18 protein-coding genes are annotated in these 20,902 nt (G+C 46.1%); 15 read left to right on the forward strand and 3 right to left on the reverse strand.

What is annotated here, in order from left to right; translation table 11 throughout:
- Positions 1 to 15 precede the first annotated feature (15 nt).
- A complete protein-coding gene (locus tag CCC17_RS06325) occupies positions 16 to 1,713 on the forward strand; it encodes a [FeFe] hydrogenase, group A (RefSeq protein ID WP_173753593.1) in 1,698 nt (565 codons plus the stop codon).
- Between the two features lie 144 nt (positions 1,714 to 1,857).
- Positions 1,858 to 3,327: a stage IV sporulation protein A gene (gene spoIVA, locus CCC17_RS06330; RefSeq protein WP_022426914.1), complete on the forward strand. Its 1,470-nt coding sequence runs from the start codon at positions 1,858 to 1,860 to the stop codon at positions 3,325 to 3,327.
- Positions 3,328 to 3,363: 36 nt separating this feature from the next.
- Here spoIVA and CCC17_RS06335 read toward each other — a convergent pair whose 3' ends face one another.
- Positions 3,364 to 3,525, reverse strand: a complete 162-nt coding sequence (locus tag CCC17_RS06335) for a hypothetical protein (RefSeq protein WP_015525281.1) — start codon at positions 3,523 to 3,525, stop codon at positions 3,364 to 3,366.
- A gap of 304 nt (positions 3,526 to 3,829) precedes the next feature.
- Between CCC17_RS06335 and CCC17_RS06340 the strand changes: the two genes are divergently transcribed.
- On the forward strand, positions 3,830 to 4,654 hold the full coding sequence (locus CCC17_RS06340; protein WP_287082752.1) for a S8 family peptidase: 825 nt from the start codon (positions 3,830 to 3,832) through the stop codon (positions 4,652 to 4,654).
- A 163-nt stretch (positions 4,655 to 4,817) separates the two neighbouring features.
- The gene (locus CCC17_RS06345; protein WP_059085918.1) at positions 4,818 to 6,029 is read left to right on the forward strand and encodes an NADP-dependent isocitrate dehydrogenase; all 1,212 of its coding nucleotides are present in this window, start codon (positions 4,818 to 4,820) and stop codon (positions 6,027 to 6,029) included.
- A 122-nt stretch (positions 6,030 to 6,151) separates the two neighbouring features.
- Here CCC17_RS06345 and CCC17_RS06350 read toward each other — a convergent pair whose 3' ends face one another.
- Positions 6,152 to 6,949, reverse strand: a complete 798-nt coding sequence (locus CCC17_RS06350; protein ID WP_110103277.1) for a sirohydrochlorin cobaltochelatase — start codon at positions 6,947 to 6,949, stop codon at positions 6,152 to 6,154.
- Between the two features lie 201 nt (positions 6,950 to 7,150).
- Here CCC17_RS06350 and hemA point away from each other — a divergent pair, with 201 nt between their 5' ends.
- The 7 genes from hemA to CCC17_RS06385 all read left to right on the forward strand — a co-directional run bounded on the left by hemA (position 7,151) and on the right by CCC17_RS06385 (position 14,780).
- Positions 7,151 to 8,380, forward strand: a complete 1,230-nt coding sequence (gene hemA / locus CCC17_RS06355; RefSeq protein ID WP_173739430.1) for a glutamyl-tRNA reductase — start codon at positions 7,151 to 7,153, stop codon at positions 8,378 to 8,380.
- Positions 8,370 to 8,861, forward strand: coding sequence for a precorrin-2 dehydrogenase/sirohydrochlorin ferrochelatase family protein (locus CCC17_RS06360; RefSeq protein WP_015525267.1), 492 nt, complete (start codon positions 8,370 to 8,372; stop codon positions 8,859 to 8,861). The genes hemA and CCC17_RS06360 overlap by 11 nt, the downstream gene beginning before the upstream one ends.
- Complete coding sequence (gene hemC / locus CCC17_RS06365; RefSeq protein WP_022426910.1) at positions 8,848 to 9,741, forward strand: hydroxymethylbilane synthase; 894 nt, start codon at positions 8,848 to 8,850, stop codon at positions 9,739 to 9,741. Before CCC17_RS06360 ends, hemC begins: the two co-directional genes overlap by 14 nt.
- A complete protein-coding gene (gene cobA, locus CCC17_RS06370) occupies positions 9,738 to 11,243 on the forward strand; it encodes a uroporphyrinogen-III C-methyltransferase (protein WP_092071995.1) in 1,506 nt (501 codons plus the stop codon). Before hemC ends, cobA begins: the two co-directional genes overlap by 4 nt.
- 2 nt (positions 11,244 to 11,245) lie before the next feature.
- The gene (gene hemB / locus CCC17_RS06375; RefSeq protein ID WP_022426908.1) at positions 11,246 to 12,229 is read left to right on the forward strand and encodes a porphobilinogen synthase; all 984 of its coding nucleotides are present in this window, start codon (positions 11,246 to 11,248) and stop codon (positions 12,227 to 12,229) included.
- Positions 12,229 to 13,509 carry a glutamate-1-semialdehyde 2,1-aminomutase gene (gene hemL / locus CCC17_RS06380; RefSeq protein WP_015525262.1) on the forward strand — a complete coding sequence of 427 codons (1,281 nt, stop codon included), beginning with the start codon at positions 12,229 to 12,231 and terminating at the stop codon, positions 13,507 to 13,509. The genes hemB and hemL overlap by 1 nt, the downstream gene beginning before the upstream one ends.
- Positions 13,510 to 13,697: 188 nt before the next feature.
- A complete protein-coding gene (locus tag CCC17_RS06385; protein WP_022426906.1) occupies positions 13,698 to 14,780 on the forward strand; it encodes a lactonase family protein in 1,083 nt (360 codons plus the stop codon).
- A 129-nt stretch (positions 14,781 to 14,909) separates the two neighbouring features.
- On the opposite strand, the gene aroC is transcribed toward CCC17_RS06385, so the two are convergent.
- Positions 14,910 to 16,004, reverse strand: coding sequence for a chorismate synthase (gene aroC / locus CCC17_RS06390; protein ID WP_044962434.1), 1,095 nt, complete (start codon positions 16,002 to 16,004; stop codon positions 14,910 to 14,912).
- A gap of 226 nt (positions 16,005 to 16,230) precedes the next feature.
- Here aroC and CCC17_RS06395 point away from each other — a divergent pair, with 226 nt between their 5' ends.
- The 4 genes from CCC17_RS06395 to CCC17_RS06410 are packed head-to-tail and all read left to right on the forward strand — an operon-like array spanning position 16,231 to position 20,900.
- Entirely contained in the window at positions 16,231 to 17,172 is a 942-nt protein-coding gene (locus CCC17_RS06395) for a magnesium transporter CorA family protein (RefSeq protein ID WP_022426904.1), read from the forward strand.
- Positions 17,173 to 17,202: 30 nt separating this feature from the next.
- Positions 17,203 to 18,093 carry a hypothetical protein gene (locus CCC17_RS06400; protein WP_022426903.1) on the forward strand — a complete coding sequence of 297 codons (891 nt, stop codon included), beginning with the start codon at positions 17,203 to 17,205 and terminating at the stop codon, positions 18,091 to 18,093.
- A 28-nt stretch (positions 18,094 to 18,121) separates the two neighbouring features.
- Positions 18,122 to 19,558: a pyruvate kinase gene (gene pyk, locus CCC17_RS06405; protein WP_021653035.1), complete on the forward strand. Its 1,437-nt coding sequence runs from the start codon at positions 18,122 to 18,124 to the stop codon at positions 19,556 to 19,558.
- Between the two features lie 52 nt (positions 19,559 to 19,610).
- A complete protein-coding gene (locus CCC17_RS06410; RefSeq protein ID WP_059085911.1) occupies positions 19,611 to 20,900 on the forward strand; it encodes a diaminopimelate decarboxylase in 1,290 nt (429 codons plus the stop codon).
- Positions 20,901 to 20,902: the final 2 nt, after the last annotated feature.

Raw genomic sequence — 20,902 nt, forward strand, 5'->3', positions numbered from 1 at the left:
AAGGGAGGATATCTTATGGGTACAATGACAATTGACGGAAGAAAAGTAGAATTCACCGACGAAAAAAATGTCCTGACAGTCATCAGGAATGCCGGTATCAATATCCCCACACTGTGCTATCATTCAGAGGTTTCCACCTTTGGTGCCTGTCGTCTCTGTACAGTTGAGGATGACAGAGGCAAAACATTTGCCTCCTGTTCCGAGCAGCCGAGAGACGGAATGGTTATCTATACCAACTCCGGTCGTATTAAGAAATATCGTAAACTGATCGTGGAATTACTTCTTGCAGCACATTGCCGTGACTGTACAACCTGTGTAAAGAGCGGCGAGTGTATTCTGCAGGAGCTGGCACATCGCCTTGGTGTGCGTAATATCCGCTTTGAAAATACAAGAGAACAGCACGAGATCGATGACAGTTCACCGTCCATCATCCGTGATCCGAACAAATGTATCCTCTGCGGCAACTGTGTACGTGCCTGCGAGGAGCTTCAGGGAATCGGAGCTCTTGGATTCGCATTCCGTGGAACAGAGGCCATGGTCATGCCTGCATTCAATAAAAAGATTGCTGAGACACAGTGTGTAAACTGTGGTCAGTGCCGTGTTTACTGTCCGACAGGTGCGATCTCCATCCGTACACATATGGATGAAGTATGGGATGCACTGGCTGATAAGAATACTCGTGTTGTTGCACAGGTTGCACCGGCAGTTCGTGTTGCAGTTGGTGATCATTACGGACTTGCCAAAGGCAGAAGTGTTATGGGTAAAATCGTTAACGCGCTTCACAGAATGGGCTTTGACGAAGTATACGATACCACATTTAGTGCCGACCTTACCATCATGGAAGAGACCAAGGAGTTCCTAAACAGAGTGGAGAAGGGTGAGAATCTTCCGCTTCTGACTTCCTGCTGTCCTGCATGGGTGAAGTTTATCACTGATCAGTATAAAGAATATGTTCCGAACATTTCTACCTGCCGTTCCCCACAGGGAATGATGTCTGCGGTTATCAAGGAATACTTCCGTGATCCGGAGCATGCAGCAGGCAAGAAGACCGTTATGGTTTCCATTATGCCATGTACAGCCAAGAAGGCAGAGGCAATCCGCCCCAACAGCTTTACCGATGGCGAGCAGGATACCGATATCGTTATCACAACCACAGAGCTTCTCCGCATGATCGATAACTTTGGTCTTGATTTTGCAACACTGGATCCGGAAGCATGCGATATGCCGTTTGGATTTGGTTCCGGCGGTGGCGTTATCTTCGGTGTTACCGGTGGTGTTACCGAGGCAGTTCTTCGAAGACTGAGCCCGGATCACAGCAAGGAAGCCATGCATGAGATTGCAGAGTGCGGTGTTCGTGGTGAAGAGGGAATCAAGGAATTTACCGTACCGTACAAGGGAATGGATATCAATGTATGCGTAGCCAGTGGCCTTGCAAATGCAAGAACCGTTATGGAACGTGTAAAGAACGGCGAGGCAAACTATCATCTGATCGAGGTTATGGCATGCCGCCGTGGATGTATCATGGGTGGAGGTCAGCCGACCAGATCCGGTGACAGAACCAAGGCAGCCAGAGCAAGAGGTTTGTACAATGCAGACAATACCATGATCATCAAGAAATCCGATGAGAACCCGCTGGTTCTGGAGCTTTATGAGGGACTTCTCAAGGGCAAGGAGCATCATCTGCTTCACAATGAGTTCTATATCAAAGACTGATGTGAGGAATACAAAGGGCTGCTGTTCCTGATGAACAGCAGCATATAAGAAGCCTTCCGGGCATATACTGTGATATGCGGGAATTATCTTTTGCAGATGGTTTCCGGAGCTTACAGGCCAGTATATGCAGGGAGGCTTTTTTATATGGAAAACTTTCAGGTTTACCGTGATATCCAGGCACGGACGGGTGGGGATATCTACATAGGGGTTGTGGGCCCGGTCCGTACAGGAAAATCCACATTTATCCGGAGATTCATGGAGCTGATAGCACTGCCATCGATCAGCGAGGGAAAAAGAGCAGAACTTCAGGATGAACTGCCATTAAGCGGTGCCGGAAAAATGATCACCACCGTAGAACCCAAATTTATTCCAAAAGAAGCAGTGGAAGTATCCATAGGGGAAAACCAGAAAATCCGGGTAAAACTCATTGACTGTGTAGGCTTTCTGGTAAAGGATGCATCCGGAAATGTGGAAGAAGGCAGGGAACGGATGGTCAAAACACCATGGCAGGAAAAAGCGATCCCGTTTCATGATGCGGCCCGGATTGGGACGGAAAAAGTGATCAGCCAGCATTCCACCATCGGGATTGTAGTCACAACAGACGGAAGTTTCGGGGAGATTCCCAGAGAAAATTTTATCCCGGCAGAGGAACAGACCATAAAAGAGCTGAAAGTCCAGGGAAAACCCTTTCTGATCCTGGTAAACTCCCAGACTCCCTACAGTGAGGAAACCGGAAAAACTGTAAAACATCTGGAAGAGAAATTTGGAGTATCCGTTCTGGCAGTCAACTGTGAACAGCTTCGAAAAGAGGATGTGACCAGAATCCTGGAGAAGATCCTTTATGAATTCCCGGTCAGTGAGATAGAGCTTTTTGTTCCCAGATGGGTGGAGATGCTTTCTCCGGAACATGAGGTAAAGGCGGCTCTGTTAAATGAGATTCGGGAAAAGATGACCAGACTTACTCATGTGCGTGATGTAAGCAGAGAATCAGTATATCTGGAAAGTCCATATGTGGAAGATACATTGCTTGAGCAGGTCAGTCTTTCCGATGGAAAAGTCCGTATCCGGATCGCAGTAAAAGACATTTATTATTATCAGATGCTCAGTGAAATGAGCGGGATATCCATGGAAAGCGAATATGAACTGATCCAGACCATAAAAGAGCTTGCCGGTATGAAGGAACAATTTGTAAAAGTCCAGGCTGCCCTGGAAGCGGTAAAAGGAACAGGGTATGGGGTTGTGGTGCCTGAGCTTTCCGAGATCACTATTGAGGAACCTGAGGTGATCCGTCAGGGAAATAAATTCGGAGTAAAGATCCGGTCAAAAAGTCCGTCCATTCATATGATCCGGGCGGGGATCGAAACGGAGATCGCTCCGATCGTTGGTACAGAACAGCAGGCGGAGGATCTGATAAAGTATATCAGAGAAAGCCCGGAGCGAGGGGAAAGTATCTGGGAGACCAATATTTTCGGAAAATCCATCCAGCAGCTGGTGGAAGACGGAATCCGGAACAAGCTGGCCATGATCAGCGAAGAAAGTCAGGTGAAACTTCAGGATACTATGAAGAAGATCGTAAATGACAGCAAAGGCGGACTGGTGTGTATCATCATATGAATGGAGAATAGAATTGCAAAGCAAAAAGGACGTTCTTCAGCAGACGTCCTTTTTTTGATGTTGTTTTTTCCATTCTGCGATAAACTGAAGCTGTTCCTGGTCAGATAGTTCCTGGGAAGCGGCGTCATTTCCTGCAGCGGCACAGCAGAAAAGAACAAAGATCTGGAGTCCGAAGAATACAAGAAAAAAGAGAAGCATAGAAAAACCTCCTTTATTTTTCAGATATGTTAAGTATTGGAGGAGATAATGTATTTTATACATTATATTGCAAGAAAATATAATTATCACCGGGTATGGAGATTTTTAAAACAGCTTCTGTATATCTCATTTTTTCCACAGCTGATCGCGGAACCTAAATAAAATATACAGCAAAGATCCCGGGGATTCAGATGTAAGATCCCGGGGTCTTTTTATATAAAACGAGTAGCGGGAAAGATGGTCGCAGAATAAGCTAAAGAAAGGTCAGCTGTCCGGCGGGAGAGCTTTGGAAAGGTATAAAAGGATGTATACAGGAAAAGGGATAGGCGTGGCGGTTCTGGATACCGGTATTTTTCCTCATATAGATTTTGGCAGCCGTATTTCCGTGTTTCGTGATTTTACAGGAGTCAGACGCAGCCCATATGATGATAACGGACATGGGACTCATGTCAGCGGGATCCTTGCAGGGGACGGAACTGCATCAGGTGGAAAATATAAAGGGGCTGCACCTGGCTGCAGTATCGCTGCTCTGAAGGTTCTGGATCGTTTCGGGAACGGAAGCAGGGAGGATGTGATGCGGGCATTTCGGTGGATCATGGAGTTTGGAAGCATTTATCATATCCGTATCGTTAATATTTCAGTGGGAACAACATCCCGGGATCATAAGGAACAGACAGATCTTCTTGAAGGAGTGGAAAAACTTTGGGATCTGGGATTTGTGGTGGTAGCTGCAGCAGGAAATCAGGGACCGGGGGCCGGCACGGTAACAGCACCGGGAAGCAGCCGGAAGATCATTACCGTAGGCTCCAGTGATATGCTGAATGGCAGAAAGGCAGTTTCCGGAAGAGGCCCTACTTTTGACTGTGTGTGCAAACCGGATCTGGTAGCGCCGGGAAGCCAGGTCATTGCCTGTGCACCGGGACTGCCGTACTCATATGGACTCAAAAGCGGAACCTCCATGTCGACGCCTCTGGTGTCAGGAGGGATCGCCTGCCTTCTGGAAAAAGATCCCCGGCTTTCTAATGTAGAGGTAAAGCTGTTGTTAAGAGAAAATGCAGAAGATATGGGACTTCCCAGAAATCAGCAGGGATGGGGGAAATTTAACTGTGAAAAACTGTTGGCAGGCTGAATTATTATACAATTCTTATAAACATAGTGTGGTAAAGCACAAAAGCGTTGACGGAACCGGAAAATATGAGTACAATGTACAGTAAAAGTGCTGAAGAAAGATTCTAAAGGAAAGAGCACCTGGAATCCGAACAGGAGAATAAACCTCAAAAGGAGAAAATAATATGGAAAAAATCAAAATGCAGACACCTTTAGTTGAGATGGACGGAGACGAGATGACACGTATCCTGTGGCAGATCATCAAGGATGAACTTCTCACACCGTATCTGGAACTGAATACAGAATATTATGATCTTGGTCTTGAGCACAGAAATGAGACAGATGATCAGGTTACCATTGATGCAGCAGAAGCAACCAAGAAATACGGAGTAGCCGTAAAATGTGCCACGATCACGCCAAACGCAGCCAGAATGGAAGAGTATGACCTGAAAAAAATGTACAAGAGTCCAAACGGAACGATCCGTGCTATTCTTGATGGAACTGTATTCCGTGCGCCGATCGTTGTAAAGGGAATCGAGCCATGTGTAAAGAATTGGGTGAAACCGATCACACTTGCACGTCATGCATATGGAGATATCTATAAGAATACAGAATTTTATATTGACAAGCCGGGAGATGCATATCTTGTGTTTGAGGGCGAAGACGGAGAAGAGCGTAAGGAGCTGATCCAGCATTTTGATGGAGCAGGTGTTCTCCGTGGCATGCATAATCTTGATGATTCCGTAAAGAGCTTTGCGAGAAGCTGCTTTAATTATGCACTGGACACAAAGCAGGATGTATGGTTCGGAAGCAAGGATACCATTTCCAAAACATACGATGGAAGATTTAAAGAGATTTTCCAGCAGATCTTTGATGCAGAGTTTAAGGATAAATTTGAGGAAGCCGGCCTGACCTATTTCTACAGTCTGATCGATGATATCGTAGCCCGTGTTATGAAGGCAGATGGCGGTTTTATCTGGGCATGCAAGAACTATGACGGAGATGTTATGAGCGACATGGTATCTTCCGCATTTGGCTCTCTTGCCATGATGACCTCTGTACTGGTATCCCCGAAGGGATATTTTGAGTATGAGGCTGCCCACGGAACAGTTCAGAGACACTATTATCGTCATCTTGAGGGAAAAGAAACATCCACAAACTCTGTTGCAACGATCTTTGCATGGACAGGAGCTCTCCGCAAGAGAGGCGAGCTGGACGGAAATGAAGCACTTGCTGATTTTGCAGGAAAACTGGAAAAAGCAACACTGGATACCATTGAAAGCGGAAAGATGACCAAGGATCTTGCACTGATCACTTCCCTGAAAGAGGTACAGGTATTGAACAGCAAAGAGTTTATCCTTGCTGTAAAGACAAAACTGGATGAACTGATGGCATAAATAACAGGAATTTCAGAATTTCAAGTAATTTCATAAAAAATAAAAAACTGCACCGGAAGATCCAGGGATGGATCACGGTGCAGTTTTTTTATGAGGGATATATATGGATCATCTGATCTCTGTCAGATCGAAGCGTTCATGGCCTGCTGTACATGTTCCACAAGGATCTGCCGGACCTGGGGATATTCGCCAAGTCCCTTCAGTACAGGGGTGACTTCATATCCTTCGGAAGAAAGACGGTTCATCCAGGAGTCCGGATCTGCACCGGCCAGATCGTTCTGTGCATGGTCGCCGGCTACGATCATGAAAGGCGCCAGCACGATCTTTTTCGGATGAAAGCTGTCGGCAGCCCGGAGAAGGGAGTCCAGGGCTGGATAGGCTTCTACAGTTCCAAGAAAAATATTTTTATGTCCGGTATCTTTAAAACGGTAATCCAAAGCAGCGTAAACCGTGTTTGCGTAGTGTTCTGTTCCATGTCCCATCAGTACAAGTGCAGTGTCCGGATCCATGTCCCGGAATTCATCTGCAACTACCCGGACGATCGCCTGGTTATCTTCTTCTGTTGTGAGAAGAGGATTTCCGAAAACAATACTGGAAAAACGGTCACGAAAAGAAAGCGCATCGGCTTTCATCTGATCATTTTCGATACCGTTGATCACATGAGTCGGCTGTACGATCACATCGGTGATACCATCCAGAAGCATCTGTTCCAGAGCCTCCTTTACCGTGTGGATCGTAAGACCGTCCCGCTTTTTCAGTTTGGCAATGATCATTTTGCTTGTCCATGCACGGTAGGTGGGACAGGCCGGGAATGCATCGGCAATATCGTGCTCGATGGCCTCGATGGTAAGCTTACGGGTGTTTTCATAGCTTGTGCCGAAACTTACTACTAGGATCGCTTTTTTTGAAGCTGAGTTCATACGGGGATTTCCTCCATCCTGATAATTATGGTGATTATGATAAACTCTTTATATTTCTCCGCTGGAATATAAAGATGATCCGCAATTTCTACCATAAGATATTATAAAAGGGAGGGCTGACATTGTCAATCGTAGTTGACTTTCCTTACGGAAATGTTTATCATTATAAAAGATTGTGGAAACAAAGGAGAAACGTAGGACATGAGTATATTCATGATTGGAATCGATCATAATATGGCACCTGTAGATGTCAGAGCGCAGTTTGCTTTTACCCGTAAAAATACCGGAGAGGCGCTGCGCAGGCTGAAAGAAGAAGCTGGGATCTGCGGGTGTATTATTCTGTCGACCTGTAACCGGCTGGAACTGTGGGTAAGTACTGCAGATGAGGAGAAGCCGGACCTGTATCAGTGGCTCTGCTCGTTGAAAGGTGTGCAGGGAGAACAATACCAGAAGTATTTTACCAGCAGAGAAAACGAAGAGGCGGTGGAACACCTGTTTTATCTTACCAGCGGACTGAAATCCCAGATCCTGGGGGAAGATCAGATCCTGACCCAGGTAAAAGAGGCGTTGAGTATGTCAAGGGATGAGTTTACCACAGACAGTGTTCTGGAGGTGCTTTTCCGTATGGCGGTAACTGCAGGCAAGAAGATCAAAACGGAAGTGCCGTTTTCCCATGGAAATCCTTCTGTGATCCATCAGGCCATCCGTTTTCTGGAAGAGGGCGGTTATCATGTTCGCAATAAAGTCTGTATGGTGATCGGAAACGGTGAGATGGGGAAGATGGCTGCCCAGACACTGCGTGAAGCAGGAGCGGATGTGACGGTTACGATCCGTCAGTACAGAAGTGGTGTTGTGAGCATTCCTGTTGGATGCAGCAGGATCAATTATGGTGAGAGAATGGATTATCTGCCGGAGTGTGACCTGGTGGTCAGCGCAACAGCAAGCCCCAATTATACACTGACGGAAGAATTGTTTGAGGATGTACGTGTGGAACGACCTATGATCCTTATCGATCTGGCAGTTCCAAGAGATATTGATCCGGAGATCCGAAAAAAAGATAACATCACACTTTATGATATGGACAGCTTCCGAACCGGCGAGACACCGAAGGAACTTGCAGATAACCTAGAAGCAGCAGGATCCATTGTGAAGGCCCAGATGAACGAATTTTTCCAGTGGCTGGAAGGTCGTGATATCATCCCGCGCATCCAGGAGATCAAAGCGGATGCTGTGGAAGATCTGAACCTGAGGATCGAAAAAATCTTCCGGAAAACTCCTATGGAGGATTCAGACAGAGAAAACCTGAAAAAAGCAGTGGATACTGCAGCCGGAAAGGTTGTGAACAAGCTGATCTTCGGGCTTCGGGACAGCCTAAACCAGGATGCTTTTCTGGAATGTGTGGAAGGACTGGAGAAACTTTATGAAGAATAAACCTTATTTCCCCATGTTTATAGACCTGTCCGATAAAAATATCGTTGTGGCAGGTGGTGGTAATATTGCTACCAGAAGAATAAAGACTCTTCTGAAATTTACAAGAAATATCACGGTAGTGGCTACAAAAGTGACCCAGGAGCTTATGGATCTTGGAAAAGCAGGAACTGTAACTTTATATATCCGTCCCGTGAAACGTTCAGACTTTGCCAACGCATATATGGTGATCGCAGCCACCAATGACTGGAAGCTGAATGATGAGATCCACCGTGTCTGTAAGGAGGAGGGCATTTATGTTAATGTAGCCTCCGACCGGGAAGCCTGTGATTTTTATTTCCCAGGCGTATATATGCGGGATGAAATGGTAGTTGGAGTTACAGCCAGCGGACTGGATCACAAAAAAGCAAAGCGTGTAAGGGAAGAGATCCAGAATGCGCTGGAAAAAGTATTGGGAGAGCAGGATGAAGATGAAGAGAGATAAGATCGTGATCGGCAGCAGAGAGAGTAAGCTTGCAGTGCTGCAGAGCGAAATGGTCCGTGACTACATAAAAGAAAAAAATCCGGATCTGGAAGTGGAAATCCTCACTATGAAAACTACCGGGGATATCATTCTGGACCGTACACTGGATAAGGTTGGCGGAAAAGGGCTTTTTGTAAAGGAGCTGGATAAAGCACTGATAGATGGAAGAAGTATTCTTTCTGTACACAGCCTGAAAGATATGCCTATGGAGGTTCCGGAGGAGCTGCCGCTTCTGGCTTTTTCCAAAAGAGAAGATCCGAGAGACGTACTGGTTCTTCCTGAGGGAGCTTCTGAACTTGATAAAAGCAAGCCCCTTGGATGCTCCAGCTTAAGGAGAACCTTACAGCTTAAAAAACTGTATCCGGATATGGATGTCAGAAGTATCCGCGGAAATCTTCAGACAAGACTCCGGAAGCTGGATGAAGGACAGTACAGTGCATTGATCCTGGCTGCTGCCGGCCTTAAGAGACTTGGACTGGAATCCAGGATCAACCGGTATTTTACAGCAGATGAGATCATTCCGGCTGCTGGTCAGGGAATCCTTGCTGTACAGGGAAGAAAAGGGGAAGCTTATGATTTCCTGGAGGGCTACTGTGATAAGGATGCCTGGACCGCGGGAAGTGCGGAGCGTGCTTTTGTAAAGCTCCTGGATGGAGGATGCTCTTCTCCGGTGGCTGCCCATGCGGAAATTCTCGGGGATGAGATCTATCTTAGAGGGCTTTATTATAATGAAAAAGACGGTTCCTATGTAACAGGAACACTGCGTGGCAATAAGGCAGATGCGGAAAGCTTAGGCAGGGAACTGGCAGAAACTCTTCGGAAAAAAGGAGAAAACAGATGAAAACAGGAAAAGTATGGCTGGTAGGAGCGGGTCCTGGCGATATCGGCCTTTTTACATTAAAAGGCCTCAAAGTGCTGGAACAGGCAGATGTGGTCGTCTATGACAGTCTGGTAGGTCAGGGAGTTCTGTCAAGAATCCCGGAAAATGCCAGGCTGATCAATGTAGGCAAACGTGCCAGTCACCATATCATGCGTCAGGAAAATATCAATCAGGTACTTCTTGAGGAGGCACAGCGGGGGCTTCGTGTGGTGCGCCTGAAAGGCGGAGATCCATTCCTCTTTGGAAGAGGAGGAGAGGAGCTGGAGCTTCTTCGGGAGAATGGGATCCCTTATGAGGTTGTTCCGGGTGTTACTTCCTCCATTGCAGTACCGGCATATAACGGGGTTCCGGTAACACACAGGGATTTCTGTTCTTCAGTCCACATCATTACAGGACATAAGAGGGCCGGAGAAGAATATGATATAGACTTCCGGGCACTTGTTGATACAAAGGGAACGCTTGTATTTCTGATGGGCGTGTCCGCACTTCCGGATATCTGCGAGGGTCTGATAGGCGCAGGAATGGAAAAGGACATGCCTGCGGCGATCCTGCAGAAGGGAACTACAGCAGGTCAGAAACGGATCGTAGCAACAGTTTCTACCCTGGAAGAAGAGGTGAAACGCCAGGGAATCGAGACACCGGCGATCATTGTGGTGGGTAAGGTATGTACACTGGCAGAGAAGTTTGGCTGGTATGAAGAACTGCCGCTTTCAGGATGGAAGGTCCTTGTCACAAGACCGAAAGAGCTTGTTTCCAGAACTGCGGACAAGCTTCGTGAAAAAGGTGCGGAGGTTCTGGAGCTTCCGGCGATCCGTACTGTCCCCATGGAAGACCAGAGCCGTCTCTATAAAGCGCTGGATCACCTGGAGGAATATCAGTGGCTTGTATTTACCAGCCCTACAGGTGTAAGGGTATTTTTTGAAGAACTGATCCGCCATGGAAAAGATATCCGTGCCATGGGAAATGCTCGTCTGGCCGTGATTGGGGAGGGAACAAAAAAGGCCCTGCAGGAAAGAGGATTGCTGGCAGATTTTGTGCCGTCGGTATATGACGGGGATACTCTTGGAAAGGAACTTTCAGAGCTTCTTTCCGGTGGAGAAAAGATACTTATCCCGCGGGCAGAAAAGGGTAATGAAAAGCTTACCGCATTTCTTGCACAGGCAGGCGCTGTGGTCGAGGATGTTCCGACCTATCAGACTCTTTACGAAAAGAGCCAGCTCATCGATGAGAAGAAGGAATTTGAAACAGGACAGATCAGCTGTGCGGTGTTTACAAGTGCCTCCACTGTGAAGGGATTTGTAGAGGGAACAAAAGGACTGGATTATTCAAAGGTTAAGGCGGCCTGCATCGGCAGACAGACGAAGGCGGCTGCTGAGAGCTTTGGAATGAAAGCATATATGTCAGAAAAAGCCACCATTGACAGTCTTGTCAAGCTGGTGGAGGATATGAAAAGGAGCGAATGATCATGGAACTGACAAAAAGACCAAGAAGATTAAGAGGTAGCGAAAACCTTCGTAAGATGGTACGTGAGACAAGAATGGATAAATCTTCTCTTATGTATCCTATGTTCGTAATGGAAGGAGAAAATAAGGAAGAAGAAATTCCGTCCATGACCGGGCAGTACCGTTACAGCCTGGACCGTCTTCCGTATAAACTGGAACAGCTTTCCAAAGCCGGTGTAGGCAGTGTGATGTTTTTTGGTATTCCTGACCATAAGGATGAAGTGGGCAGCGGTGCCTATGATCCGGAGGGGATCGTTCAGAGAGCTCTTCGCATTGCAAAAGAGAAATTTCCGGAGCTTTATTATGTAACAGATGTATGTATGTGTGAGTACACTTCCCATGGCCATTGCGGCGTTCTCTGCGGTCATGATGTGGACAATGACAAGACGCTGGAGCTTCTTGCAAAAACAGCACTTTCCCACGTGGAGGCAGGTGCAGATATGGTTGCTCCGTCTGATATGATGGATGGTCGTGTTGCAGCGATCCGTCAGTGTCTGGACAAGGCCGGACATTATACAACACCGATCATGTCCTATGCAGTAAAATATGCTTCTGCATTTTATGGCCCGTTCCGTGAGGCAGCAGATTCTGCTCCGTCTTTTGGGGACAGAAAAAGCTACCAGATGGATCCTCACAACAGCAGAGAAGGGCTGAAAGAGGCACTTGCAGATGTGGAAGAGGGTGCAGATATCATCATGGTAAAACCGGCTCTTGCATACCAGGACATGATCTGGCAGGTAAAGGAGATCACAAACGTTCCGGTTGCCGCATACAGTGTCAGTGGTGAGTATGCAATGGTAAAAGCAGCAGCTGCAAACGGCTGGATCGACGAAGAAAGGATCGTGGGTGAGATGGCTACAGGAGCATTCCGTTCCGGTGCGCAGATCTATCTTACCTATTATGCGGAGCTTCTGGCAAGACTTATGGATGAAGGGAGGATCGGCTGATGACAAGATCAGAACAGTTATTTGAGCGTGCGGTAAAAAGAATCCCGGGAGGCGTAAACAGCCCGGTAAGATCTTACGGAGCTATCGGTGAGGCACCTCGTTTTATTGAAAAAGCAGATAAATGCTACATCTATGATGTAGATGGAAACCGTTATGTGGATTACATTGATTCCTGGGGCCCGATGATCCTGGGACATAATTTCCCGGAGATCCGCGAGAGTGTGATCAAGGCCTGCGAAAATGGCCTGAGCTTTGGCTGTGCTACAGGAATCGAAGTAGAGATCGCAGAATTTATCTGTGAACATATTCCACATGTAGATATGATCCGTATGGTAAACTCAGGAACAGAAGCTGTTATGAGTGCCATCCGTGCAGCAAGAGGTTTTACCGGAAAAGACAAGATCATCAAATTTGCAGGTTGCTATCACGGACACAGTGACTGCCTTCTGGTAAGTGCCGGCTCCGGTGTCATGGCAAGTGGTATTCCGGACAGCGCCGGTGTTCCGAAGGGCTGTACACAGGATACCATGACGGCTACCTACAATGATGCCGCCAGTGTGGAAGCACTTCTCAAACAGGAAGAGGGAAATGTGGCAGCCGTGATCGTGGAGGCAGTAGGAGCAAACATGGGTGTGGTTCCTCCGAAACCAGGCTTCTTAAAGCGGCTTCGTGAGCTTTGCGATGAGCACAATTGTCTGCTGATCTTTGATGAAGTGATCACAGGCTTCCGACTTGCCTTTGGCGGAGCAGCAGAGTATTTTGGTATCCGTCCGGATCTTGTCACCTACGGGAAAATAATCGGCGCAGGAATGCCGGTAGGCGCTTATGGCGGACGTAAGGAGATCATGGATCTGATCTCACCGTGTGGTCCTGTATACCAGGCAGGTACCTTAAGCGGAAACCCGGTTGCCATGGCTGCAGGTTTCACACAGCTGAAATATCTCTATGAGCATCAGGAAATCTACAAAGATCTGGCTGCTAAAGGTGAGAAACTTTACGGCGGCTTGAAGAAGATCGTGGAGGAGAAAGGTCTTCCATATCAGGTAAACTATGATTCTTCTCTGGCAAGTATTTTCTTTACAGACCAGGAGGTAAAAGACTATGTTTCTGCAAAAACATCCAACCTGGAGCTTTTTGCAAAATATTTCAAGGGAATGCTGAAACGAGGCATTCATCTTGCACCTTCCCAGTTTGAGGCGATGTTCCTTTCCACAGCGCATACAGATGAAGTAATTGATGAAACTCTGGAAGCAATGAGAGGCGCTTTGGGAGATCTGTAAAGAGGCGTAATGGATGCGCAGGAGCCGATCCATTTGCGTGGAGCATGTGTGAACGCCATAGTGAACGGCAGCTTTGCATAAAAAATTGCACAAAAGATAACAGGATGGTAACTTGTTCTTGCAGAAGCTTTGTGATAAAATAAACACAAAAATACGTAACCAATGTAAAAAGCAGGAGGCCAGAACTTATGGGAAAAAAGAAGTACGTGGCTTACGTGGGAACATATACCCATGGAACCAGTAAGGGAATTCAGGTATACGATGTAGATGTAGAAAAAGGAACACTCACAGAACGAAGCGAAGTGGAAGTTAGCAATGCTTCTCATCTGGCAGTATCAAAAAACGGTAAATATCTGTATTCCATTGAGGATGAGGGTGTAGCTGTATTTGAAAGAGACAAGAACGGTGATCTTACCCGCCTCAACAGTGTGGATATCAACGGAATGCGAGGCTGCTATCTTGCAACAGATGTGGACGGAAGATATCTTTATGTGGCAGGGTACCATGATGGTAAGGTAACGGTTGTACATACACATAAAGACGGCCGTCTGGGAAGTGTTATGGACGGCGTTTTCCACAAGGGACTTGGAAGCGTGGCAGAGCGTAACTTCCGTCCGCATGTTAATTGTGTACGTCCGACACCGGATAATAAGTATCTCTGTGCGGTAGATAATGGTATCGATCAGGTTAAGATCTATCGTATCAATAAGAAGAAAGACAAACTGGAGCTGGTTGACATTCTTCGCTGCCCGAGAGAGAGCGGCCCTCGTATCATCCGTTTCAGTGATGACGGAAGATTTGCATATCTTCTTTTTGAGCTCAGCAATGAGGTGAAGGTATACAGCTATGACGGAAGCGGTAAGAATCCGGAATTTCAGCTGCTTCAGAGCATTACCACTCTTGGAAAAGAGGATTCCAATGATGCGCTCCATAACGCAGCTTCCGGTATGTCTCTTTCTGCGGACGGTAAATATCTTTTCTGTACAACAGCAGGGGAAAATACTGTGACTATGTATGCAGTAGACCAGGAAACAGGCCTTCTGACCAAGAAATTTACACTTCCGATCAGTGGTGATTACCCGAAGGATCTTATGATCTTCCCGGATAACAAGCATATTGCTGTTGCCAATCATGCCAGCAACAGTATTACCGTTTTCACTGTGGATTATGAAAAGAATATCATCATGATGAATGAAAAACCAAGAAAGATCGAGACACCGAACTGTATCCATATCTGGCCGGTACCGGATACATGGGAGCAGTTGGATTAAGAACAGGATTGATCAAAGTAAGTCTTGTACAGGCAGACAAAAACAGACTCAGGGACGAGTAGGAACTTTCCCTGAGTCTGTTTTTTTTGCGCATTTATAATTTTTTATCTGACAGGTCAAAATGTGAAATTACCGCTGATAAAATTCGTGGATATGATCCATCCGTGCACTCATATTGTTAAAAAGTGCATCTGTAATGGTAAGTGCTGCCATAGCTTCCACAACGACTACTGCACGCGGTACGATCACCGGATCATGCCGGCCCTTGATCTCAAGCTCCAGATTTTCTCCGGTGTTGGTCACAGTAGACTGAGACTGACTGATGGAAGGAGTAGGTTTGATATGTGCACGGAGTATGATATCACTGCCGTCACTCATACCACCCATAATACCACCTGCGTGGTTGGAGGTTTTGGAAATAATGCCGTCTTTCTGTACAAAACCGTCGTTGTCTTCGGAACCGGTAAGACGTGTCACATTGATGCCGTCACCGATCTCAACAGCTTTTACAGCACCGATGGACATGATCGCATGAGCGAGGGTAGCATCCAGTTTGTCAAAAACCGTATCGCCCAGACCGGCAGGAACGTTTTTGATGCGGCATTCGATCACACCGCCGGCACTGTCCTGACTGTTCAGACATTGTTCGAGATAGGCAGATGCCTTTGCGGCTGCGTCGGCATCTGGCATGCAGAGTGCATTATTTCGGATCTCTTCTTCTGAGAAGGACCGGATTTCCACAGGACCGATGGATCTTGCGTAGGTAGTAAATGTAATGCCAAGTTCGTTTAACAGCTTGATGGCAATGGCACCGGCTGCCACACGTCCGGCGGTTTCTCTTCCGGAGGAGCGTCCACCTCCACGGTAATCACGGAATCCATATTTCTGGTCAAAGGTAAAGTCTGCGTGACCGGGACGATAGGAGTATGCGATATTTCCGTAATCTCTGGAACGCTGATCTGTATTGCGGATCAGAAGAGAAATTGGAGTACCGGTAGTCTTTCCTTCAAAAACTCCGGAAAGGATCTCCACCAGATCTCCTTCCTTACGGGCAGTTGTATAACGGCTCTGACCGGGCTTTCTCCGGTCAAGAAAAACCTGGATATCTTCTTCGCAGAGAGAAAGACCTGCGGGACAGCCGTCGAGAACGGCACCGATAGCCTTGCCGTGAGATTCTCCCCAGGTGGTAACCACGAATTTTTTTCCGAATGATGACTGACTCATTTGTATAACTTCCTTTCGTTGGAATTCTGGAATCATTATATAGGAAGCCGAAAAAAATGTAAAGAACGTGGAAGGCAGAATGAATTTTTATGTAAAGATCATGTGAAATTATTTAAAAGCTCTTTTAAAAAGAAAAGGTATGAATTGACAAAGCTATTTTGACTATTTATAATAAAAAAGAATTTTGCCCTGGCAAAAGAAAAGCAAGAGAAGGGAAGTGGGAATCGTGGTAAGGATTTACAAGACAATAGACGGAGCCATCCACCAGATACAGGAACCGGAGGAAGGCTGCTGGATTGCGCTGACGAATCCGACGGCAACAGAGATTTTTGAATTTTCCGAGAAGTTTGATATAGAGGTTGACGATTTACGATCCCCTTTGGATGAGGAAGAACGGTCACGTATCGAAGTTGAGGATAATTATACACTGATCCTGGTTGATGTTCCTATGATCGAGGAACGTAATGACAAGGACTGGTATGGGACAATACCGCTTGGCATCATTGTGACGGGGTCTATGATCTTTACCATCTGTCTGGAGGACACACCGGTTCTTACCAGATTTATGGAGGGAAGAGTCCGGAGCTTTTTTACCTATATGAAGACCCGTTTTATCTTTCAGATCCTTTACAGAAATGCGAGCATGTACCTGCGTTATCTGCGTATCATTGACAAAAAAAGTGAGCAGGTGGAAGAAAAACTGCATCTTTCCACAAGAAATGAAGAGCTGATCGAGCTTCTGGAGCTGCAGAAATCCCTGACTTATTTTATTACGTCACTCCGGTCCAATGAGGTTGTGCTGGAGAAGCTTCTGAAGATAGACAGCATCAAGAAATATCCGGAGGACACCGATCTTCTGGAGGATGTCATCACTGAGAATAAGCAGGCGATCGAAATGGCCAATGTGTACAGCGGTATCCTGAACGGAACTATGGATGCTTTTGCATCGATCATCTCCAATAATATGAATATCGTTATGAAGGTACTGGCGATCATTACTATTGTCATGAGTATTCCGACTATTGTGTTCAGTGCTTACGGAATGAATGTGGCTGGTTCCGGTATGCCCTTATCAAGGAGTCCATTGGGATTTCTGATCATTATCCTGATTTCTGTGGCGATCAGTGTTGTGGCAGCGATCATTCTTTCCAAGAAGCGATTTTTCTGATTTTCAAAAGTTTTCTGAAAGGAGATTTTAATGAAATTTATCGACAAACTGGAACGTAAATTCGGAAGATTCGGGGTTCCGAATCTGACTGTTTACATCATCGGATGTTATGTGTTGGGGTATTTTCTGGCTATGTTTGCTCCAGGAGTTTTGAATATGCTGAGTCTTGATATGTCCATGGTCATGAAGGGACAGATCTGGAGACTGGTGACATGGGTGATCTATCCGCCGTCCAGTGTGGGAGGAACCGGCAATCTTGTGATGTTCCTTCTCGCAATCTTTTTTTTCTATTATCCGATCGGTACTTCACTGGAACGTACCTGGGGAACTTTTCGGTACACATTGTATATTTTTTCAGGTGTTTTGTTTACTGTGATCGCAGCAGTGCTTTTACATGTATTTACAGGTGGTTATGTGGTGATGAACGGGATCGCCTATTCTCTTGGCGGAAATATTTTTACCACATATTATATCAGTCTTTCTATTTTCCTTGCCTATGCAGTCACATATCCGGATCTTCAGCTGCTTCTTATGTTTGTGATCCCGATCAGGATGAAATGGATGGCCTTTGTATACGGACTGTTCATTGCGTGGGATATCGTATCTTATCTTCGAGTCGGGCTTTGGGTAGGTGTAGTACCGATCGTAGCATCACTTTTAAACTTTGTGATCTTTTATTTCAGTACCCGTGATATGAACCGATACAATCCGAAGGAGATCCACAGGAGGCAGCAGTTTAAGAAGGCTGTGGCTCCTTCCAGAACAGGGTCCGGTCCGGATGGAATCGCCAAGCATAAATGTGCGATCTGCGGACGTACCGAAAAGGATGACCCAAACCTGGAGTTTCGTTTCTGCTCAAAGTGCAACGGAAATTATGAATATTGTCAGGATCATTTATTTACACATAAACACGTACAGTAAAACGTAAAAAGAAGGAGAATAATTGATTATGAAAAAAACTAAGATCATTTGTACACTTGGACCTGCCAGCAATAACAGGGAAACTCTGAAGGCTCTTATGGAGAATGGAATGGATATTGCCAGATTCAACTTTTCTCACGGAGACCACGAGGAGCAGAAGGGCCGTGTGGATATGATCAAGGAGCTTCGTGAGGAGCTTGATATGCCTATTGCCATGCTTCTTGACACAAAGGGACCGGAGATCCGTACCAGACTTTTAAAGGACGGACAGAAGGTTAAGCTGGAAGCGGGAAAACAGTTTGTACTTGGAATTGGCGATTTTGAAGGCGACAGCACAAAGGTTGCTATCACATATGAGACACTTTACAAGGATGTAAAACCGGGAAACAGGATCCTCATTGATGATGGTCTGATCGAGTTGGAGGTTAAGGCGATCAAGGGAACCGATATTGTCTGTGATATCTTAAACGGTGGTGAGCTGGGAGAGAAGAAGGGTGTAAATGTTCCCTATGTAAAAGTAAATCTTCCGGGAATCACAGAGCAGGATAAGAAGGACATTATCTTTGGTATCGAGCAGAAATTTGATTTCATCGCGGCATCTTTTGTTCGTTCCGCAGAGGTGATCCGTGAGATCCGTAAGCTTCTGAATGATAATGGTGGAAAGGATATCGGTATTATCGCGAAGATCGAGAATGCAGAGGGTGTTGAGAATATTGATTCCATCATTGAAGCATCTGACGGTATCATGGTTGCCAGAGGAGATCTCGGTGTGGAAATTCCTGCAAGTCAGGTACCTCACATCCAGAAGGAGATCATCCGTAAGTGTAACGAACATTATACACCGGTTATCACAGCAACACAGATGCTTGATTCCATGATCCGTAATCCGCGTCCTACACGTGCAGAGGTAGCTGATGTTGCCAATGCGATCTACGACGGAACCGATGCGATCATGCTTTCCGGAGAGACAGCAGCTGGTAAATATCCGGTTGATGCTCTTAAGATGATGGCAGATATCGCAGAGATGACAGAGCCGCATCTGGATTATAAAGTGTTTATTGAACATCGTTCCATGGATGGAAGAGAGAAGATCTCCAGTGCAGTGGCACTTGCAACGGTGCGTACTGCAAAGAACCTGAAGGCGAACGCTATCGTAACACCGACAATGAGTGGAAATACAGCCAGACTGATCTCCAATTTCCGCCCGAAGGTTCCAATCTATGCGATCACACCAAACTCAACCATCCAGCATAAACTTCAGCTGATCTGGGGTGTAACACCTCTGAAAGGATATCAGAGAGATACCACGGACCATATCATGTCTCAGGCTATGAATGTTGTCCGCAGCCGTCATCTGATACATAAAGGAGACCTTGTTGTATTTACAGCAGGAGACCCTGCGACCAACATGACAAACGGTCGTGGTGCAGTGACAAATATGATGCACGTGATCGAGGCAGAATAAGACTGAGTTTTCTTCGGGAACAGCAGTCGGAAAAACAGGAGATGCAGTTATTATGAAAAAAGAACCATTTGTGACACTTGAGAAACTTAACGAAATTACTGAAAAGTTTCCGACACCCTTCCATCTCTATGATGAGAAGGGGATCCGTGAGAATGCAAAAGCCCTGAAAGAGGCCTTTGCATGGAACAAAGGATTCAAGGAATTTTTTGCGGTAAAGGCAACACCGAATCCATATCTGATCAATATTCTGCAGGAGTATGGCTGTGGCTGCGACTGCTCCTCAGAAACAGAGCTTATGATGGCCAAGGCAGTAGGCTGCAAAAAGGGCGATATCATGTTTTCTTCCAATGACACACCGGAGAAAGAGTTCAGATATGCAGATGAGATCGGTGGGATCATCAACCTTGATGACATCACACATATTGAGAGCGTAGAGAAAGCTCTCGGAAAAATCCCGGAAGTGATCAGCTGCCGTTACAATCCAGGTGGAGTATTTAAGATCAGTAACGGTATCATGGATAATCCCGGAGATGCAAAATACGGAATGACTACCGAGCAGATCTTTGACGCATTCCGTATCCTGAAATCCAAAGGTGCCAAAGAGTTTGGAATCCATGCATTCCTTGCAAGCAACACAGTGACCAATGATTATTATCCAATGCTTGCAAAGGTTATGTTTGAGCTTGCCGTGAAGCTTCAGAAGGAGACAGGTGCACACATTAAATTCATCAACCTTTCCGGTGGTATCGGAATTCCTTATAAACCGGATCAGGAGCCAAATGATATCCGTGTGATCGGTGAGGGTGTCCGCAAGGTTTATGAAGAAGTACTTGTTCCGGAAGGAATGGGTGATGTTGCGATCTATACAGAGCTTGGCCGTTTCATGATGGGACCGTATGGCTGCCTTGTCACAAAAGCAATCCATGAGAAGCATACACATAAAGAGTATATCGGCGTAGATGCCTGTGCAGTAAATCTGATGCGTCCGGCTATGTATGGTGCTTATCATCACATTACGGTTATGGGTAAGGAGAACGAGCCGTGCGATCATAAATATGATGTGACAGGTTCCCTCTGTGAGAATAATGATAAATTTGCCATTGACCGTATGCTTCCGAAAATCGACAAGGGAGATCTTCTTGTGATCCATGATACAGGTGCTCATGGTTTTGCAATGGGTTATAACTACAATGGTAAACTGAAATCTGCAGAGATCCTTCTTCATGAGGACGGCAGCTTTGAGATGATCCGTCGTGCCGAGACACCGAGAGATTATTTTGCAACCTTTGACTGCTTCCCTGTTTTTGAGAAACTTCTTCAGGATGAAGACGAACTGAAATAAAA

Source organism: Blautia sp. LMAG:36 (genome assembly GCF_008680535.1).
Lineage (GTDB): Bacteria > Bacillota > Clostridia > Lachnospirales > Lachnospiraceae > Blautia_A > Blautia_A fusiformis.

Bases quoted from the DNA above. Each gene is read 5' to 3' on its own strand.
- CCC17_RS06385 (WP_022426906.1), top strand. From the start codon at position 13,698: ATGGGAAAAAAGAAGTACGTGGCTTACGTGGGAACATATACCCATGGA.
- CCC17_RS06400 (WP_022426903.1), top strand. From the start codon at position 17,203: ATGAAATTTATCGACAAACTGGAACGTAAATTCGGAAGATTCGGGGTT.
- spoIVA (WP_022426914.1), top strand. From the start codon at position 1,858: ATGGAAAACTTTCAGGTTTACCGTGATATCCAGGCACGGACGGGTGGG.
- hemA (WP_173739430.1), top strand. From the start codon at position 7,151: ATGAGTATATTCATGATTGGAATCGATCATAATATGGCACCTGTAGAT.
- CCC17_RS06345 (WP_059085918.1), top strand. From the start codon at position 4,818: ATGGAAAAAATCAAAATGCAGACACCTTTAGTTGAGATGGACGGAGAC.
- CCC17_RS06410 (WP_059085911.1), top strand. From the start codon at position 19,611: ATGAAAAAAGAACCATTTGTGACACTTGAGAAACTTAACGAAATTACT.
- pyk (WP_021653035.1), top strand. From the start codon at position 18,122: ATGAAAAAAACTAAGATCATTTGTACACTTGGACCTGCCAGCAATAAC.
- hemC (WP_022426910.1), top strand. From the start codon at position 8,848: ATGAAGAGAGATAAGATCGTGATCGGCAGCAGAGAGAGTAAGCTTGCA.
- CCC17_RS06350 (WP_110103277.1), bottom strand. From the start codon at position 6,949: ATGAACTCAGCTTCAAAAAAAGCGATCCTAGTAGTAAGTTTCGGCACA.
- CCC17_RS06325 (WP_173753593.1), top strand. From the start codon at position 16: ATGGGTACAATGACAATTGACGGAAGAAAAGTAGAATTCACCGACGAA.
- aroC (WP_044962434.1), bottom strand. From the start codon at position 16,004: ATGAGTCAGTCATCATTCGGAAAAAAATTCGTGGTTACCACCTGGGGA.
- CCC17_RS06360 (WP_015525267.1), top strand. From the start codon at position 8,370: ATGAAGAATAAACCTTATTTCCCCATGTTTATAGACCTGTCCGATAAA.
- CCC17_RS06340 (WP_287082752.1), top strand. From the start codon at position 3,830: ATGTATACAGGAAAAGGGATAGGCGTGGCGGTTCTGGATACCGGTATT.
- CCC17_RS06335 (WP_015525281.1), bottom strand. From the start codon at position 3,525: ATGCTTCTCTTTTTTCTTGTATTCTTCGGACTCCAGATCTTTGTTCTT.
- cobA (WP_092071995.1), top strand. From the start codon at position 9,738: ATGAAAACAGGAAAAGTATGGCTGGTAGGAGCGGGTCCTGGCGATATC.
- hemL (WP_015525262.1), top strand. From the start codon at position 12,229: ATGACAAGATCAGAACAGTTATTTGAGCGTGCGGTAAAAAGAATCCCG.
- hemB (WP_022426908.1), top strand. From the start codon at position 11,246: ATGGAACTGACAAAAAGACCAAGAAGATTAAGAGGTAGCGAAAACCTT.